The following is a 17,186-nucleotide window of genomic DNA, read 5'->3' on the forward strand; positions in this document are numbered from 1 at the left end:
TGCCCTTTTCAACGCACGTCGCGATCGCGCGAACGGCCGTCGCGAGCGCGGGTGTCGCCGGCGGCCGGCGCCACCGGAATCACCGACGACTGGGCCGGTGCGGTGCCGGCCACGCTGGGGCTGGCGGCATCGACCGGCGTCGCCGGCGGATTGTTGCCGCTCAGCTGCGTGAGCTTGTCCAGCGGCAGGTACAGCAGGTTGGAACCTTGCTTGGTGTCGACCAATACCTTGGTGGTACTTGCGTAGATCTGCTGCATGGCATCGGTGTACATGCGGTCGCGCGTGACCTGCGGCGCCTTCTGGTATTCGGCCAGCACCGCGCTGAAGCGGCCGGCATCACCCTGCGCCTGCGCGACGATTCGCGCCTTGTAGGCTTCGGACTCTTCCTTGAGGCGCGACGCCGTACCCGTTGCACGCGGCACCACGTCGTTGGCGTAGGCCTGCGCTTCGTTCTTGGCGCGCTCGCGCTCCTGGCCGGCCTTGAGCACGTCGTCGAAGGCAGCCTGCACCTGTTCAGGCGGACGCACGCCACCCTGCTGCAGGTTGATGTTGACGACTTCGACGCCGACCTTGTAGCGATCGAGGATGGTCTGCATCAGCGTGCGCACGCGCGGCGCAATCTGGTCGCGCTCCTCGGCAAGCGCCGCATCCATCTTCATCTTGCCGACCACTTCGCGCACGGCGGTTTCCGCCACCTGCACCACGGTCTCGCTCGGCGACTTGCTTTCATACAGGTAGGCGCGCGCATCGCTCAGGCGGTATTGCACGGCGAACTTGATTTCGACGATGTTCTCGTCTTCGGTCAGCATGGCCGATTCGCGCAGCCCGGTGGTGCGCACGATGGCGTCGCGGCCCACGTCGGTGGAGCGGATCTGCGTGACCACGACCACTTCGTGCCGCTGGATCGGGTATGGCAGGCGCCAATTGAAGCCCGCGCCCACGGTCGCCTTGTAGCGGCCAAACTGGGTGACCACGGCCTGCTGGCCTTCGTTCACGATGAAGAAGCCGGTGCCCAGCCAGATGAGGACAGCCACCGCCGCCACCAGCCCGAGGCCGAAGCCCGCGTTCTTCATGTCGGGCCTGTAGCCATTGCCGCCGCCACCGCCGTTGCTGCTGCCGCTCGGCCGATTGCCGCCGCCCTTGCCGCCAAAGAAGCCGCCGAGCTTGCGATTGAGGTCGCGCCAGAGTTCGTCGAGGTCAGGTGGGCCCTGGTTGGGACCTTGCCCGCGAGGACGGTTGCCGTTGCTGTTGTTGCCCGAAGGCGGAGGCGTCGGTGCGCCCGGCGGATCTGCGTCAGGAGGTCGATTGCCGGTCGGGCGATCGCCGTTGGATGCGGGCTCGTCGCCGCGGCCCCAACGGCCGTCGTTCAGGTTGAACATGCCCAGAAACCCTCTCCACGCTGGCTTTGCATTCATTCGCTTCGTTCTCTTGTCAGTGGCGGGATTGTGCCCAATCAATTGGCGGTATCGTGCAATTCAGTGTCGGCCTCAGGGGTCATCGTATCGCCCACGGAACCCGATCGCCGGGCCAGCTCGGCACGCAGCAGGGGCACGCCCTCGCCGCTGCGGGCGCTGAGGAAGATACGCGGAACCCGCACGCCGTCGATTTCCATGTCGTCCTGCAGATGCAGCGGATGCTGCGCGGTTTCAAGAGCATCGAGCTTGTTGAATACCAGAAGCTGCGGGACAGTGTCGGCGCCGATGTCGCGAAGCACCGATTGCACCTCGGCCATCTGCTCGGGGTAGTGCGGGTTGGATGCATCCACCACGTGCAGCAGCAGGTCGGCGTCGACCGCCTCTTGCAGCGTGGCCTTGAATGCATCGACCAGGCCGTGAGGCAGGTCGCGGATGAAGCCGACGGTGTCCGAAATGGAGACCTGCCGGCGGGCATCGCCGAGATAAAGGTTGCGTGTGGTGGTGTCGAGCGTGGCAAAGAGCTGGTCGGCCGCATAGGCGCGTGCCTTGACCAACGCATTGAACAGCGACGACTTGCCCGCGTTGGTGTAGCCGACGAGCGAGATGTTGAAGGTCTCGCGGCGCTCGCGCTGACGGCGCTGCGTGCCGCGCTGCTTTTGCACCTTGGCGAGGCGCTCGCGCGTGCGCTTGATCGATTCGCTGATCATGCGTCGGTCGAGTTCGATCTGCTTTTCACCCGGGCCGCCGCGCACGCCGGCGCCACCGGTCTGGCGCTCCAGGTGGGACCAGCGGCGGACCAGACGCGTGCTCAGGTACTGCAGGCGGGCAAGCTCGACCTGGAGCTTGCCTTCATGCGAGCGCGCACGCTGCGCAAAAATTTCGAGAATGAGGAACGTGCGGTCGTAGACAGCCACGTCGAGCTGGCGCTCGAGGTTGCGCTGCTGCGCGGGGCTCAGCGACTGGTCGAAGATGACTTCGCTGGCTTGATGCAGCGCGGCCAGTTCCTTGATCTCGTCGGCCTTGCCGCTTCCGACAAAGAGCGCCGCGTCGGGTGCCTTGCGTTTGCAGATGAGGCGTGCGACAGGCGCAAGGCCAGCGGTCTGCGCAAGCAGGCCGAGTTCCTCGAGTTCGCTGTCGAAATGGGGCAGCCCGAAATCGACGCCGACGAGAACGGCGGCGCCTTCCTGGCGGGAGTTCAGTTCAGACAAGCGGGATGAATATGGAAAAAGCGCGGCGGGGTTGCCGCCGCGCTCCGCGCGATCAGGCTGCGGCGTCTTCGTTCTCGGCAGCCGAGAAGTTGACGGCACGACCCGGCACGATAGTGGAAATGGCGTGCTTGTAGACCATTTGCGTCACTGTATTGCGAAGCAACACGACGTACTGGTCGAAAGACTCGATCTGGCCCTGCAGCTTAATACCGTTCACCAAATAAATGGAAACCGGCACATGCTCGCGACGCAGGGTGTTCAGAAACGGGTCTTGTAGAAGTTGCCCTTTATTGCTCACGATATTCTCCGTGTTCAAGAGTAGTTGTTGGAGAGATGACCTTAACACAGGGTTTCTGCGTCGCAGCAATCGGGGTCAAAAGCCTTTGAAAAATAACGGTTCTCAAAAGGCGGAACTTCCAGCGCAGCCGGAGCTCATTGGCTCGCAACAGCCGCCAAGCCCGTTATTCGTCTTTGTCCGCAAACGGATTTTGCGAGCTTTTGAACTGGATGCGCAAGGGCGTGCCCACGAGGTCGAATTCCTTGCGGAAGCGTCCTTCGAGAAAGCGCTTGTATGCCTCGGTGACATGCTCCAGCGAGTTGCCGTGGATGATGATCACTGGCGGATTCATGCCGCCCTGGTGCGCATAGCGCAGCTTGGGCCGGAACATGCCCGCACGCTTGGGCGCCTGGAACTGCACCGCTTCCAGCAGCAACCGGGTCAGCACGGGCGTCGACATCTTCCGCGTGGCCGACTTGTGCGCCTGCGCAATGGCCTGCCACACGGGGCCGAGGCCCTGGCGCTTGATGGCCGAGATGAAGTGCAGCGACGCGAACTTGAGGAACGGCAACCGGGTTTCGATCTGGCGCTGGATCTGCTCGCGCTGGTAGCTGTCGACCGCGTCCCACTTGTTGATGGCAATCACCACCGCCCGTCCGCTTTCCAGGATGTAGCCGGCAATGTGCGCGTCCTGATCGGTCACGCCCTGGGTGGCATCGAGCAGCAGCAACACGACGTTGGCAGACTCGATGGCTTGCAGCGTCTTGACCACCGAGAACTTCTCGATCGCCTCGAACACCTTGCCCTTGCGCCGCAGGCCGGCCGTGTCGATCAGTTCGAAGCGCTGACCGTTGCGTTCGAACGGGACCGAGATGGCGTCTCGCGTGGTGCCCGGCAGGTCGAAGGCCACCAGGCGCTCTTCGCCGAGCCAGGTGTTGATCAGCGTGGACTTGCCCACGTTGGGCCGCCCCGCCACAGCCAGCTTGATCGGCTTGTTGACGTCATCTTCTGCGTCCTCATCGTCCGGATCGGGCAGGTTCAGCGGCGCGAGCGCCAGTTCGACCAGGTCGCGCATGCCCTGCCCGTGCGCGGCGGACACACCGTGCACGTCGCCAAAGCCGAGCTCGTAGAAATCGACCAGCTTGGTGCCGTCATGCATACCTTCGGCCTTGTTGGCCGCCAGCACGCAAGGCTTGCCGAGCCGGCGCAGCTCGTTGGCAATGTCGTGGTCTTGCGCCGAAAGGCCCTCGCGGGCATCGACCACGAAGATCACCACGTCGGCCTCGGCCACGGCCTGGCGCGTCTGCTTGGCCATTTCCTTGTAGATGCCGCTGCCGGCATCGGGCTCGAAGCCGCCGGTGTCGATCACGATGAATTCGTGCTTGCCCAGGCGCCCATTGCCGTAGTGGCGGTCGCGCGTGAGCCCGGCAAAGTCGGCGACGATGGCGTCGCGCGTCTGCGTCAGGCGGTTGAACAGGGTCGACTTGCCGACATTCGGACGCCCAACCAGGGCCACGACCGGTTTCATGGCCGGCCTTTCATTGGCGCGGTTTTCATGGTCGGGCCTTGCAGAAAATAGTTATTCAGGGCGATATCCAAACACACCGCCATTCGCAGTCACCACGACAACCGTGTTGCCGGCCATGACCGGGGTCACGCCGATGGCGGAGCCGTCTGGTGTGACGCGGTTGAGCAACGCGCCGTCGTCGCGCGAAACGAAGTGCAGCGTTCCCGTGCTTTCGCCGATCACCAGCGAACGCCCCACTGCCAGCGGCCCGGTCAGGACGCGGTTCTTGAAGCGGGTCGACTGCCACGCGCGCTCGCCATCGGCGCGGCGCCACGCCACGACGGTGCCGTCGTTCTCGGTGCCATAGACAAAGCTCTCATTGCCGCTGACACCTTCGGCGCCCGCGGCGGGCTTGCTCCAGAGCAGCTGGCCGCGCGCGGTGTCGACGCAGCCCACATTGGCGTAGTAGGCCCGTGCGCAGACCGTGTCGCCAACACGGCTCACGCTGCCGGTCAGATCGACCAGGCGTTCCACGTCGTTGGTGCCGCGGGGTGCGGCAATCGGCGCTTCCCAGCGCGAGGATCCGTTGGCCGGGTTGAGGCCAACCAGCCGGCCGCCGATGCCCGACACCAGCGTGTCGCCCACCGCAATCAGCACACCCGACTTCTTCAGCACGAGGTTCTCGGCGGTGCGCTGCTGCAGCCACAGGCGGCGGCCGCTCTGGCCGTCCCAGGCGCTGATGCTGCGGTCGGCCGTTTGCACGAAGACGCGTCGGCCGGCCACCAGCGGGGCAGTGAAGGCCTGGGCCGAGAGCCGCTGCTTCCACAAGACCTTGCCACCTTCGATGGCGACCAGTTCGTTGTTGGTGGTGACGACAGCCGCCAGCGAGCCGTCGCTGCCGACGCCCGCCGCCAACTTGGCGCCCACGTTGGCGCGCCAGGTTTCGCGGCCGGCACGCGCATCGATGGCAACCACGGTGCCGTCGGTACCGGCGACCGTGACGATGTCGCCGCTGACGTCGGTGGCGAGCGGGAAGCTCACGGCCGGAATGCGAACGCTCCACGCCTGGCGCACGCCAAACAACGCGGGGTTGGCGGGCAGTTCAGCCGGCTTGGGCTTGCTGGTGCCGGAGCAGGCGGCCAGCATTGCTGCCAGGAGAATGGCCGAGCCCGCACGCAGGGCGGGCGATTCAGGCATGAGACGCTTGAAATTCATATTGCGATCAGGAAGTTTTGGGGGCTACTGGCGTGACGGTGATCACGGGTGCCAGGCTCTTCGGGTCGACGCCGGCCGCATTGAGCTTGAATTCCACCAGGCGCCGGTAGTCGGACGTGGCGCCCAGCCCGGTCCAGGCCTTGCGGTATTCAGCCTGCGCTTCAGCGCGCTTACCCTGGGCCATGTAGATGTCGCCCTTGCGGTCGGCCACCAGCGGTTCGAATTCCTTGGGCACGTTGCCCGACAGCTGCTTGAGCGCTTCGTCGTAGGACTTGCTGTCCAGCAACTCGGCCGCGAGACGTAGCTTGGCGACAGCCTGGTAGCCCGGGTCGACGGCGCTTTGCGCGACCCAGCCAAGGGCTGCGCGCGAGGCTTCGAGATTGCCCTTCTCGTACAGCGTCTTGGCGGCCAGCAAACCGGCTTGCTGTGCATAGGCCGTGCCGGCAAAGCGCTCTTTCATGTCACCCAGCACGCGCTGAATGCGTTCAACGTCGCCGGACTGCGTGCTGCGTTCGACCTCGTCGTAGAGCGCAGCAGCCTGCGCCGCCTTGTTGCGCTGGAAATACTGCCAGCCGTTCCAGGCCACGAAGGCACCGGCCACGAGCAGCACCACCCAGGTGATCAGGGTGCCGTAGGTGTTCCAGAAATGCTTGAGCTGGTCGAGCTGTTCCTGTTCGTCGAGATCGAGGTTGGTTGCCATGCGTATCAGATGTTGGGAGCCGGCGATTGTAGGGTGGCGGCCCAGGTGGCCACTTCGGCGAGAGGCCGAGCGGTTTGCGCGCCACTGCCGTCGCGCAGCGACTTGAGAGTCACTTCGCCGCGCGCAAGTTCATCGGCGCCAAAAATCAGCGCGTAGGTGGCACCGCTGGCATCGGCCTTCTTGAACTGGGACTTGAAGCTCCCCATGCCGTCGACCGTTGCCGCATGCATCTGCACGCGGACACCGGCATCGCGCAGCTGCTGCAGCGTGCGCAGCACCACCGGCATGGCCGCGGCATCGGGCACCACGGCGTAGACGTCGGGCACGGGCGCTGCAATGGCGGCGCCCTGCTCTTTCATCAGGTCGAGCACGCGCTCGACGCCGATGGCCCAGCCCACGGCCGGCGCCGGCTTTCCGCCGATCTGCGCAATGAGGTCGTCGTAGCGGCCGCCGGCGCACACCGTGCCCTGCGAGCCGAGGCGATCGGTGACGAACTCGAACACGCTCAGGTTGTAGTAGTCGAGGCCGCGCACCAGCCGCGGGTTGATGGTGTAGGCCACGCCGTTGGCATCGAGGATGGCCTTGAGGCCGTCGAAGTGGGCCAGCGATTCGGCACCCAGAAAGTCGATGAGCCGGGGGGCGGACTCGACCACCTCCTTCATCGCCGGATTCTTGGTGTCGAGAATGCGCAGCGGATTGCTGTGCAGGCGGCGCTTGCCGTCCTCGTCGAGCTTGTCGGCGTGCTTCTCGAAGTGGGCAATGAGCTGGGCGCGGTGCAGCGCGCGCTCGGCGGGTTGTCCCAGGCTGTTGAGCTCCAAGCGAACGTCGGTGAGGCCAATGGCCTTCCACAGGGCGTTGGCCAGCAGGATCAGCTCGGCATCGACATCGGGGCCGGCAAAGCCGAGCGCCTCGGCGCCAATCTGGTGGAACTGTCGAAAGCGCCCGCGCTGCGGCTTCTCGCGCCGGAACATCGGGCCGGTGTACCAGAGACGTTTGCCGCCGTCGTACAGCATGTTGTGCTCGATCACCGCGCGCACCAGGCCGGCGGTGTTCTCGGGCCGCAACGTCAGGTGGTCGTTGTCGCCGTATTTGTCCGAGCGGTCGTGGAAGGAGTACATCTCCTTCTCGACGATATCGGTCACCTCGCCAATGCCCCGCACGAAGAGCGCCGTGTGCTCCAGGATGGGCGTGCGCACGTTGCGGTATGCAAAGCGGCCCATCAGGTCGCGCACGGTGGCCTCGAGCCACTCCCAGCGCGCCGATTCGGGCGGCAATATGTCGTTCATGCCTTTGACGGCATTCAGTTTTTCAGCCATGAGTCTGCGGAGGTTCAGGCCAGGGCAGCGTGCTCGCCGCCAAAGCGCTTTTCGATGTAGTTTTCGACGAGCTGGTGAAACTCGTTGGCGATATTGTCGCCGCGCAGCGTGAGAGCCTTTTCGCCGTCGATGAAGACCGGCGCGGCGGGTGCCTCGCCGGTGCCTGGCAGGCTGATGCCGATGTCGGCATGCTTGCTCTCGCCGGGACCGTTGACGATGCAGCCCATGACGGCCACTTTCAATGTCTCGACCCCAGGATACTTTTTGCGCCAGACCGGCATCTGCAGGCGCAGGTAGTCGTCGATCTGCTTGGCAAGCTCCTGGAACGTGGTGCTCGTGGTGCGGCCGCAGCCGGGGCAGGCCGTGACGCTCGGCACGAACACGCGCAGGCCCAGCGCCTGGAGGATTTCGTTGGCGATGAGAACTTCTTGCGTGCGCGACTCGCCCGGCTGCGGCGTGAGCGATACGCGGATCGTGTCGCCGATGCCTTCTTGCAGCAGGATGGAAAGTGCCGTGGCCGAGGCCACCGTGCCCTTGGTGCCCATGCCAGCTTCGGTGAGGCCGAGGTGCAGCGAATAGTCGCAGCGCTTGGCAAGCTCGCGGTAGACCGAGATCAGGTCTTGCACACCGCTCACCTTGCACGACAGGATGACCTGGTTGCCGGGCATGCCCATTGACTCGGCCAGCTTGGCGGATTCAATGGCCGAGGTGATCAGCGCCTCGTACATCACCTGCTTGGCGTCCCACGGCTCGGCGCGCTGGCTGTTGATGTCCATCAGGCTGGCGAGCAGTTCCTGGTCGAGGCTGCCCCAGTTCACGCCGATGCGCACGGGCTTGTTCCAGCGCATGGCCGCATCGATCATCTGGCCGAACTGGCGGTCGCGCTTGTCGCCCTTGCCCACGTTGCCCGGGTTGATGCGGTACTTGCTGAGCGCCTCGGCACAGGCCGGATAGTCGGTGAGCAGCCGGTGGCCGTTGTAATGAAAGTCGCCGATCAGCGGCACGTCGATGCCCATGCGGTCGAGCTGCTCGCGGATATAGGGCACCTGGGCCGCGGCCTCCGGCGTGTTGACGGTGATGCGCACCATCTCCGAACCCGCAATGGCGAGCTCCTTCACCTGAATGGCCGTGCCGATGGCATCGACAGTGTCGGTGTTGGTCATCGACTGCACCCGCACCGGCGCGTCGCCGCCCACCGTGACGGTGCGTGCGCCCCAAACCACCCGGGCCTGGCGCGAACGGCGCGCCTTGGGCGCCGCCGATTCGATGGGTTGTGGGGTGCAGTCGGTCACGATGTCACCTCGAAACGCGCCACGCCGCCGCCGCGCGTGACAGGCTTCAGATCGTAGGGCTTCCCGCGCACCTGCACATCGACCGCCGAGGCCCGGCCCACCACCACCGACAGCGGCAGCGCGCCCGACAGACCCACCGTTTCGCCCGCCTTCAGGCTGCGGCGCAGCAGCTGCTTGCCGCCAGCCTCCGTGACCGTGATCCAGCACTCTTCGCGCGCGATGAAGACGAGCGGCTGATTGCCGCCGGCAGCAGCGGCAGTGGCCGACGTGGACGCTGCCGAGGCGGCAGCGGCGCTCGTGCCGGCCGGTGGCAAAGCGGCCTGGGGAGCAGCGGTTGCCGCGGGTGCGGCAGTTGTCGCCGTCGATGCAGGCGTTGAAGGCGTTGTAGGGGCCACCGGCGTGACTGGTGCGTTTTCGACGACCACCGAAGGTCCGCCTGGGGCCGGTGCGGCTGCGGGCGTTTCGGCCGCCGAGTTCGTGTCGCCGTCGCCGCGGGCGGTCCAGCGCGACACGGAAGCGCCGACCTTGTCGAACACCGATTGAGGCAGCCAGAACAAGATGGCCGCGCCAGCAAGAAGCAGCGCCACGACCGTCAGCAACGGACGCGACGGAAGTCCGGTGGAGCGGGCGCCGCTGCTCCATCGCGGCGTGCCGGAAACGACGTTGCCCTTGAGCGTGCGGTCAGCCGCCGCCAATGGCGCGCGCTGCGCGCCTGGCAGCTTTGCGAGCACGGGCGCGGATTCGATGCGCAAGGCCCGGCAAACGCTGCTTGCCAGCGCCCGGGCAAAGACCGGGTCGGGCAGCGAGGCGATGTCGTCCGCCTCGAGCGCCATGAGCTTTTGCGGCGGCACCTTGAGGGCCGCGGCCACCATTTCGATGTGCAGGCCGTGCGCCTCGCGCGCTTCGCGCAGCATGTCGCCGGCTGTCTTGTGCGTGTTGTCGCCTTCCTCGAGCGGCAGTACCGCGGAAGTGCCGAACTCCGAAACCCGTTCAGTCATTGAAATTCCCGCGCTCGTACGCGATTGCCTCCCGGGATTGCGGGAAGCGCCGTTGCAGTTGTCCTCCCAACTGCGCAACAGCTTCGCGGTTGTTGAGCCGTCGTTCGATCTTGATGCCGAGCCAGAGCGTTTCCGCATTGGCCGAAGGACTGTTGTTGACGCGGCGGATGTAGAACTGGGCCCGCTGCCATTCCTCGCGCTGCGCCAACAGCGAAGCCAGGTTGAGGCCGATCACCGGATTGCCGGCATCGATCTCGTAGGCCTGCATGAGGCTTCGTTCCGCCTCCGGACGCTGGCCGGCCCTGAGCTGGCAGACGCCTTGCGTCATGAGCGTTTTGGCCCGGTCCGTGTAGCTCGGGATCGCAAGAGCAGCGGTGAACTGCTGGGCCGCATCGCCGAAACGGTTTTGCTGGCAGAGCAGCCAGCCATAGTTGTGCCGCACGTTGGGATCGCGCGGGCTGATGGCAGTGGCGCGGCGGAAGCTGTCTTCGGCCATGCCCGCGTCCTCCAGCCTCATGTAGACAAGGCCGCGCAGGTTGTAGGCATCGGCGTTGTTGGGGTCGGCGGCAAGAGCCTGCTTGATCTCGTCGAGTGCCACGGTGTTCTGGCCATGCTCGAAGTATCCCGAGGCCAGTTCCATGCGCAGGCGCGCGCGGCGCTGCCGGCTGGACTCGTCGGACTCGGTGACGATCTCGCCCCCCTTGCCCGCGGAGCTGGTATCGGCCAGGCTGGTGGTGGTGGTGCGCGTGTTAACGCAGCCCGCGAGCAAAAACGCCACGGCGACACCGGCAACGCTTGCGGCCAGCAGCCGCTGTGCGCTCGCGGTCGCCATCGGAAAGGCCATGCTCATGGGGTCAATGCTCCTGGGGGGTGGTCTTGCGAACCGGATGCAAAACGACGGGGCGCTCCGACACCACGCGGCGCTGTGCCATGCGTTCGGCCGCGCGGGTGCGGTCCTTGACGTCGCCGGCCAGCTGTCCGCAGGCGGCATCGATGTCGTCGCCGCGCGTCTTGCGCACGGTGGTCACCAGGCCCGCTTCGCTCAGCGTCCTGGCGAAGGCCAGCACGCGCGGCTGCGGCGAACGCAGGAGTCCCGAGGCCGGAAACGGGTTGAACGGAATCAGGTTGAACTTGCACGAGATGCCGTGCGTGCGGACGAGTTCCACCAGCTGCCGCGCATGCTCGGGCTGGTCGTTGACGCCGTCGAGCATGCAGTATTCGAAGGTGATGAAGTCGCGCGGCGCATGCGCCAGGTAGCGCTTGCAGGCCTCGATCAGTTCGGCGATCGGATACTTGCGATTGAGCGGCACGAGGTCGTCGCGCAACGCATCGTTGGGCGCATGCAGCGACACCGCCAGGGCCACGGGACAGTCAGTGCCCAGGCGGTCGATCATCGGCACCACGCCGGAGGTCGATACGGTGACGCGGCGGCGCGAAAGGCCGTAGGCGTTGTCGTCGAGCATGGTGCGCAGCGCAGGCACCAGAGCGGTGTAGTTCTGCAGCGGCTCGCCCATGCCCATCATCACCACGTTGGAGATGACGCGCTCATCGCGTTTCAGGTGCTTGCGCAGGAAATGCTCGGCAAACCAAAGCTGGGCGACGATTTCGCCCGTGCTCAGGTTGCGGCTGAAGCCCTGATGCCCCGTGGAGCAAAAGCGGCAACCCACCGCACAGCCAGCTTGAGACGACACGCACAGCGTGCCGCGATCGTCTTCGGGAATGAATACGGCTTCGACGGCATTGCCGTCGCCGACGTCGAACAGCCACTTGATCGTGCCGTCCTTGGATTCGTGCTGCGTGAGGACAGGAAGTGCCTCGACGCGAGCGGTGGTGGCGAGCTTTTCGCGCAGCGACTTGGCCAGATCGGTCATCTGGGCGAAGTCGCTGGCGCCGCGCTGGTGGATCCAGCGGAACAGTTGCGTGGCGCGGAACCGCTTCTCGCCGAGCTTTTCGCAGAACGCAGCCAGCCCCTCGAGATCGAATTCGAGCAGGTTGGCCGTGTTCATGAAATCAGCAGGGTGCGCTTAGCGCGCGTAGACGTTGAGGCCGGCGAAGAAGAAAGCTACTTCGTTCGCCGCGGTTTCAGGCGCGTCGGAGCCGTGCACGGCGTTGGCGTCGATGCTGTCGGCGAAGTCGGCGCGGATGGTGCCGGGAGCCGCCTTCTTGGGGTCCGTGGCGCCCATCAGGTCGCGGTTCTTGGCGATGGCGTCTTCGCCTTCGAGCACTTGCACGAACACGGGGCCGGAAATCATGAACTCGACCAGATCCTTGAAGAACGGACGTTCCTTGTGGACCGAGTAGAACTGCTCGGCTTCGTTGCGCGACAGATGCACCAGCTTGGCGGCAACGATCTTGAGGCCGGCAGCTTCGAAGCGGGAAACGATCTTGCCGATGACGTTCTTGGCGACGGCGTCGGGCTTGATGATGGAGAGGGTACGTTCGATAGCCATTGAAGTGCTTCCTGAGCTTTGATTTTGAAGTGATTTGTCACAAATGCAACGAATAAGTTGCATCGTCAGTCGACAAAGCCTCTGATTTTAACCGGCGCAAGCGCCGGCTTTGGTGAAAACGCAGCGAAAGGCTGCGTTGGACTGCTGGCTTTCAGCGGCCGCGGCGCCGGTTTCCGCCCGACCCGCCACCGCCACCGCCAAAACCACCGCCGGAGGGGCCGCCGCCGCGGCGTCCAGGTCCCTGGCGCTGTTCCTTGCGCTGCCGCGAAAAGCTGTCGGCGCCGATGTAGCCGAGCGAGGTCTTCATCGGATCGGGCTGGTTCGCGCCGCTCGGCGGACGCTCCTCACCCTGGCGATTGCCACGATTGCTGTTGTTGTTGCCACGGCGCCCTTGCGGGGGCATTCCTGCGTTGCCGCCACCACCACCGCCCCGGTTGGCGCGCCCACCGCGGTCGCCCCGAGGCGGCCGGCCGTCGCCGAGCGGATTCGGAATGGGTGCCTCGCGGTTTTCATCGCGCGGCGCCTGCCCGCCGCCGGCATTGCGGTTGCCGCGGCGCTTCTTGTTGCGGCCGTTCCGTCCGCCGCCAGCGCCGTCCTGGCCGCCCGGGCCACGCTGTTGCTGCTGCTGTGGGCGCGGCGCGCCGCCGCCCGAAGCCTGGAACAGCGCATTGATGTCGCGCTCGTCGAGTTCCATCCACGCGCCGCGCTTCAGGCCGCGCGGCAGCACCATGGCACCGTAGCGAATTCGGATCAGGCGGCTGACTGCATGGCCCACCGATTCGAACAGGCGCCGCACTTCGCGGTTGCGGCCTTCGGAGATGGTGACGCGGTACCAGTGGTTGGAACCCTCGCCGCCGCCCTCTTCGATGGTGCCGAACTGGGCCATGCCGTCGTCGAGCCGAACGCCTTCGAGCAATCGCTTCTTTTCCTCGGCATCGAGCGCGCCCAACACGCGCACCGCGTATTCGCGCTCCAGGCCGAAGCGGGGGTGCATCAGCTGGTTGGCCAGGTCGCCGGAGCTGCTGAACAGCAGCAGGCCTTCCGTGTTCAGGTCGAGCCGGCCGACCGACTGCCACTTGCCCTGCTGAAGGCGCGGCAGCTTGCGGAACACCGTGGGTCGGTTCTGCGGGTCGTCGTGCGTGACGACTTCGCCGACGGGCTTGTGGTAGGCAATGACGCGCGGCGGAGGCGGCGCAATACGGTAGCGGATCGGCTTGCCGTTGATCTTGACCTGGTCGCCGTATTGAATGCGCTGGCCGATGTGGGCCGGCTCGTTGTTGACCGAGATGCGCCCCTGGAGAATCAGCTGCTCCATCTCGAGGCGAGAGCCCAGGCCCGCTTGCGCCAGCACCTTGTGCAGCTTGGGCGAATCGGCTTCGGGCAGCAGCACGCGCTTGAGCGGCGGAACCTCGGGGCTCTCTTCGTCGGCGTCGAATTGGCCGGAGATGACGTCCGCGAAGCGGATGGGTTCGGGCGGCGGCGCATTGCGCTGCTCGCGTTCGGCAGCCCGGCGTGCGCGGTCGAGGTCGTCCTCTTCCTCGTCAGGCTCTTCTTCTTCATCTTCTTCGTCGCCGTCGTCCTGGCTGCTGGTGCGAACAGGCTCTTCCGCACGGCGTTCCTGGGGCGCTTGTCGTTCGGTGGCTACGGTGGGAGCGGCAAGCTCGGCAAGCTCGGCCGGCGCGTCGGCGACTGGCGCAGTGACCGGGGCGGCATCGGCCACGGGTTCGGAAGCTTCGGCGGCCACCGGTGCCACAGCTTCACCCTCTACGGCCTGCTCGGCGGTCTTCTTCCGGCGGGGACGGCGCTTCTTTGGAGCTTCCCCCTCCCCCCCTGACGCGGGCAGAGCCTCCGCACCCGCGTCCGAAGGCTGGCCGGACGCTTTCGTCGTCTCCCCGTCTTTTTTATCGGCTTCAGGCGGGACTGGCACGATGGCCGCGTCGTCGATGTCGGAGGAGCTCATTGGTTTTTTCCGGGAAAAACAGCGTGGGGATCGGTCTCGTCGGACGACGGGACTTCGGATTCGAGCTCGGCGGGGAGCCCGACGTCCGGGAGAGCCGGGATTTCTGCAGGCTCTTCGGTGCGAGCCGCGTCTTCCGCGAATTGCGCAGCGGCAGCCTCGAGGGCTTCGACCGCTTCGGGAGCCTCGGCAGGAGGCAGCGCAAGTTCGGTATCTGCCTCCAAGTCCGGTTCGGTGACGGCGGAAGCATCGTCATCGGCCTCGCCGGCGATTTCCATCGGCAAGCCTGGCTGGTTACCCGAGGCCTGGTCGAGCGCATCGACCAACGCCGCCTGCTGGGCCGGAGTTTCGATCAGCGGCAGTTGGTCAAGGGAGCCGAGGCCGAGGTCATCGAGAAACTGACGCGTGGTCGCGTAGAGCGCGGGCCGCCCGACAGTTTCGCGGTGGCCGATCACCTCGACCCAGCCGCGGTCTTCGAGCTGCTTGAGGATGAGGGAGTTGATGGTGACGCCGCGAATGTCTTCCATATCGCCGCGCGTGACCGGCTGGCGGTAGGCAATGATGGCCAGCGTTTCGAGGGCGGCGCGCGTGTAGCGCGGCGGCTTTTCGGGATGCAGGCGATCGAGGTGGTCGCGCATCTCGGGCCGGCTTTGAAAGCGCCAGCCGCTGGCGACGTTCACCAGCTCCAGGCCGCGTTGCGCCCAGTCTTCCTGCAATTCAAGCAACAGCACCTTGATGGTGTCCACGCCCAGCTCGTCGTCGAACAGCACGCGCATGTCGCGCACTGGCAGCGGCTGGCTCGAACAGATCAAGGCGGTTTCGAGAATGCGCTTGGCATCCGCCGTATTCATGGTTCGCGTTATCCGGGAAAAGGCGTCTCAGGGACGCTTGTTCAGAAGGATGGAAGAAGGCGCTGCCGGCACGCGGCGAGTGCAACGCAAGGCCGGCATCGGGGTGGCCGGCGCGGCCCTCGGGCCGTCATGCGCGATTGTAATCCAGCCCCCAGGCCTGTAACGCATTGACGAGATCGGCCGGCGGAGGAGAGCGAAATTCCATCGCCGCCTGCGTGACGGGATGCACGAACGCAAGCCTGAAAGCATGCAGGGCCTGCCGCTCCAGACCCGCAGCCGGCGCGCCTCCGTAGAGGGCGTCGCCAACCAGCGGATGCCCGATCGACGCCATGTGCACACGGATCTGGTGGGTTCGACCCGTTTCGAGGGTGCACCGCACGGCGCAGCCCTCTGCAATGCTGTCCAGACGCTCGATGAGCGTGCGTGCCGTCTTGCCTGCGTGCCGCTCCAGATCGACGACGGCCATGCGCAAACGGTTGCGCGGATCACGGCCGATAGGGGCGTCCACTTGGCGGGCCGCGGCCCCTGTCCAGGGTTTGTGGCCGATGGCAAGGTACTGCCGCTTCACTTCGCGCGCCGCAATCAGCGCCACCATGGCATCCATGGCAGCCCGGGTCCGCGCCACGACCATCAGCCCGCTGGTGTCGCGGTCCAACCGGTGCACGATACCCGCGCGCGGCAGCAGCGAAGCCTTGGGGTCGAGCGCCAGCAGGCCGTTCAGCAGCGTGCCGCTCCAATGGCCCGGCGCCGGATGCACCACCAGGCCGGCGGGCTTGTCGACGATGCGCAGGTGCTCGTCCTCGTGCACCGTGACGATGTCCATCGCCTCGGGCCGGAACGCCTGGCTCTGGGGGGTGGGCCGCAGTTCAATGCGCCCGGCCTGGCCGGCACGCACCGTGGCGGAAGCCTTCAGCACCGTGCGGCCTTGGAGCTCCACGGCACCGGCATCGATCAGCTGTTGCAGATAGTTGCGAGAAAATTCGGGCACCAGCGCGGCCAGCGCGCGGTCCAGCCGCAGGCCGTGTTCGGCCTCCCCTATGGCGAAGGGCCGCAATTCGCTGGGCTCGACCGGATCCGCGCCCTCATCGACCTCGGCCGTGTCAGGGGCAATGTCCAGGGGGTCGGTCGATATAATTGAGGGCAACTGTTTCACGAAAGCCGTATGTGATGTTTCGCGCCAAATTATCGGTCCCCTCCTGGATCGCGCTCAGCGCGGCAGCGCTGCTTGCAGCCGGCTGCTCCTCCACCAGCGTCGACAAGACCGCAAACTGGAGCCCCAACCGCATCTATGCGGAAGCCAAGGACGAAGCCGGTTCCGGCGCCTACGACAAGGCCGTGCCGCTCTATGAGAAGCTCGAAGGGCGCGCCGCCGGTACGCCGCTCGCGCAGCAGGCCCAGCTCGAAAAGGCCTACGCCCAGTACAAGTCGGGCGAAAAGGCCAATGCCATTGCCACCATCGATCGCTTCCTGAAGCTGCACCCGGCCAGTCCGGCGCTCGATTACGCGCTGTACCTGAAGGGCGTGATCAACTTCAACGACGACCTCGGCATGTTCGCATTCCTGACGCGCCAGGACCTGTCCGAGCGCGACCAGAAGGCCGCCAAGGAATCGTTCGAGTCGTTCAAGGAACTGGCGACGCGCTTCCCCGACTCGCGCTATACGCCCGATGCGCGCCAGCGCATGAACTACATCGTGAACTCGCTCGCCCAGTATGAAGTGCACGTGGCGCGCTACTACTACTCGCGCGGCGCTTACCTCGCTGCCATCAACCGGGCACAGCTTGCGTTGTCCGACTACCGCGAAGTGCCCGCGCTCGAAGAAGCCCTGTACATCATCGTCCGCTCCTACGATGCGCTCGGCATGAAGGACCTGCGCGACGATGCCCAGCGCGTACTGACCACCAACTACCCGCAGAGCGAGTACCTGGCGCGCGGCTTCAAGGGCAAGGACGATCCGTGGTGGAAGGTCTGGTAATCCGGTAAAAAGACAAAGCCCTTCGG

Annotated in this window: 16 protein-coding genes; 1 reads left to right on the top strand and 15 read right to left on the bottom strand. The window is 65.8% G+C overall.

All coding sequences use genetic code 11. The annotated features are described in order from the left end of the window. Positions 1-8: 8 nt before the first annotated feature. The 15 genes from hflK to J2X92_RS05610 form a co-directional block, all read right to left on the bottom strand. Positions 9-1,379, bottom strand: a complete 1,371-nt coding sequence (gene hflK, locus J2X92_RS05540; RefSeq protein ID WP_307574722.1) for an FtsH protease activity modulator HflK — start codon at positions 1,377-1,379, stop codon at positions 9-11. 74 nt (positions 1,380-1,453) lie between these two features. Next, positions 1,454-2,623: a GTPase HflX gene (hflX, locus tag J2X92_RS05545; protein WP_307574075.1), complete on the bottom strand. Its 1,170-nt coding sequence runs from the start codon at positions 2,621-2,623 to the stop codon at positions 1,454-1,456. A gap of 52 nt (positions 2,624-2,675) precedes the next feature. After that, on the bottom strand, positions 2,676-2,921 hold the full coding sequence (gene hfq / locus J2X92_RS05550; RefSeq protein ID WP_055796495.1) for an RNA chaperone Hfq: 246 nt from the start codon (positions 2,919-2,921) through the stop codon (positions 2,676-2,678). Between the two features lie 163 nt (positions 2,922-3,084). Then, positions 3,085-4,428 (bottom strand): ribosome biogenesis GTPase Der, encoded by a 1,344-nt coding sequence (gene der / locus J2X92_RS05555; protein ID WP_307574077.1) that lies wholly within the window; start codon positions 4,426-4,428, stop codon positions 3,085-3,087. 51 nt (positions 4,429-4,479) lie between these two features. Continuing rightward, positions 4,480-5,622 (bottom strand): outer membrane protein assembly factor BamB, encoded by a 1,143-nt coding sequence (gene bamB / locus J2X92_RS05560; RefSeq protein WP_307574079.1) that lies wholly within the window; start codon positions 5,620-5,622, stop codon positions 4,480-4,482. A gap of 7 nt (positions 5,623-5,629) precedes the next feature. Continuing rightward, positions 5,630-6,322 carry a YfgM family protein gene (locus J2X92_RS05565; RefSeq protein ID WP_307574080.1) on the bottom strand — a complete coding sequence of 231 codons (693 nt, stop codon included), beginning with the start codon at positions 6,320-6,322 and terminating at the stop codon, positions 5,630-5,632. Positions 6,323-6,327: 5 nt separating this feature from the next. Next, positions 6,328-7,638, bottom strand: a complete 1,311-nt coding sequence (gene hisS, locus J2X92_RS05570) for a histidine--tRNA ligase (RefSeq protein WP_307574082.1) — start codon at positions 7,636-7,638, stop codon at positions 6,328-6,330. A 14-nt stretch (positions 7,639-7,652) separates the two neighbouring features. Continuing rightward, on the bottom strand, positions 7,653-8,930 hold the full coding sequence (gene ispG / locus J2X92_RS05575) for a flavodoxin-dependent (E)-4-hydroxy-3-methylbut-2-enyl-diphosphate synthase (protein WP_307574084.1): 1,278 nt from the start codon (positions 8,928-8,930) through the stop codon (positions 7,653-7,655). After that, entirely contained in the window at positions 8,927-9,928 is a 1,002-nt protein-coding gene (locus J2X92_RS05580) for a helix-turn-helix domain-containing protein (protein ID WP_307574086.1), read from the bottom strand. Before J2X92_RS05580 ends, ispG begins: the two co-directional genes overlap by 4 nt. Then, positions 9,921-10,778, bottom strand: a complete 858-nt coding sequence (gene pilW / locus J2X92_RS05585; protein WP_307574087.1) for a type IV pilus biogenesis/stability protein PilW — start codon at positions 10,776-10,778, stop codon at positions 9,921-9,923. The genes J2X92_RS05580 and pilW overlap by 8 nt, the downstream gene beginning before the upstream one ends. Positions 10,779-10,782: 4 nt before the next feature. Beyond that, on the bottom strand, positions 10,783-11,934 hold the full coding sequence (gene rlmN / locus J2X92_RS05590; RefSeq protein WP_307574089.1) for a 23S rRNA (adenine(2503)-C(2))-methyltransferase RlmN: 1,152 nt from the start codon (positions 11,932-11,934) through the stop codon (positions 10,783-10,785). An 18-nt stretch (positions 11,935-11,952) separates the two neighbouring features. Further along, a complete protein-coding gene (gene ndk / locus J2X92_RS05595) occupies positions 11,953-12,378 on the bottom strand; it encodes a nucleoside-diphosphate kinase (RefSeq protein WP_055796338.1) in 426 nt (141 codons plus the stop codon). Between the two features lie 151 nt (positions 12,379-12,529). Continuing rightward, a complete protein-coding gene (locus tag J2X92_RS05600) occupies positions 12,530-14,338 on the bottom strand; it encodes a pseudouridine synthase (protein WP_307574091.1) in 1,809 nt (602 codons plus the stop codon). Further along, positions 14,335-15,186, bottom strand: a complete 852-nt coding sequence (gene scpB / locus J2X92_RS05605; RefSeq protein ID WP_307574093.1) for an SMC-Scp complex subunit ScpB — start codon at positions 15,184-15,186, stop codon at positions 14,335-14,337. Before scpB ends, J2X92_RS05600 begins: the two co-directional genes overlap by 4 nt. 127 nt (positions 15,187-15,313) lie before the next feature. Further along, positions 15,314-16,297: an RluA family pseudouridine synthase gene (locus J2X92_RS05610; protein ID WP_307574723.1), complete on the bottom strand. Its 984-nt coding sequence runs from the start codon at positions 16,295-16,297 to the stop codon at positions 15,314-15,316. Positions 16,298-16,353: 56 nt separating this feature from the next. Here J2X92_RS05610 and J2X92_RS05615 point away from each other — a divergent pair, with 56 nt between their 5' ends. Beyond that, a complete protein-coding gene (locus tag J2X92_RS05615; RefSeq protein WP_307574095.1) occupies positions 16,354-17,160 on the top strand; it encodes an outer membrane protein assembly factor BamD in 807 nt (268 codons plus the stop codon). Positions 17,161-17,186: the final 26 nt, after the last annotated feature.

The sequence above is a fragment of the Variovorax paradoxus genome, assembly GCF_030811855.1.
Taxonomy (GTDB): domain Bacteria; phylum Pseudomonadota; class Gammaproteobacteria; order Burkholderiales; family Burkholderiaceae_C; genus Variovorax; species Variovorax paradoxus_L.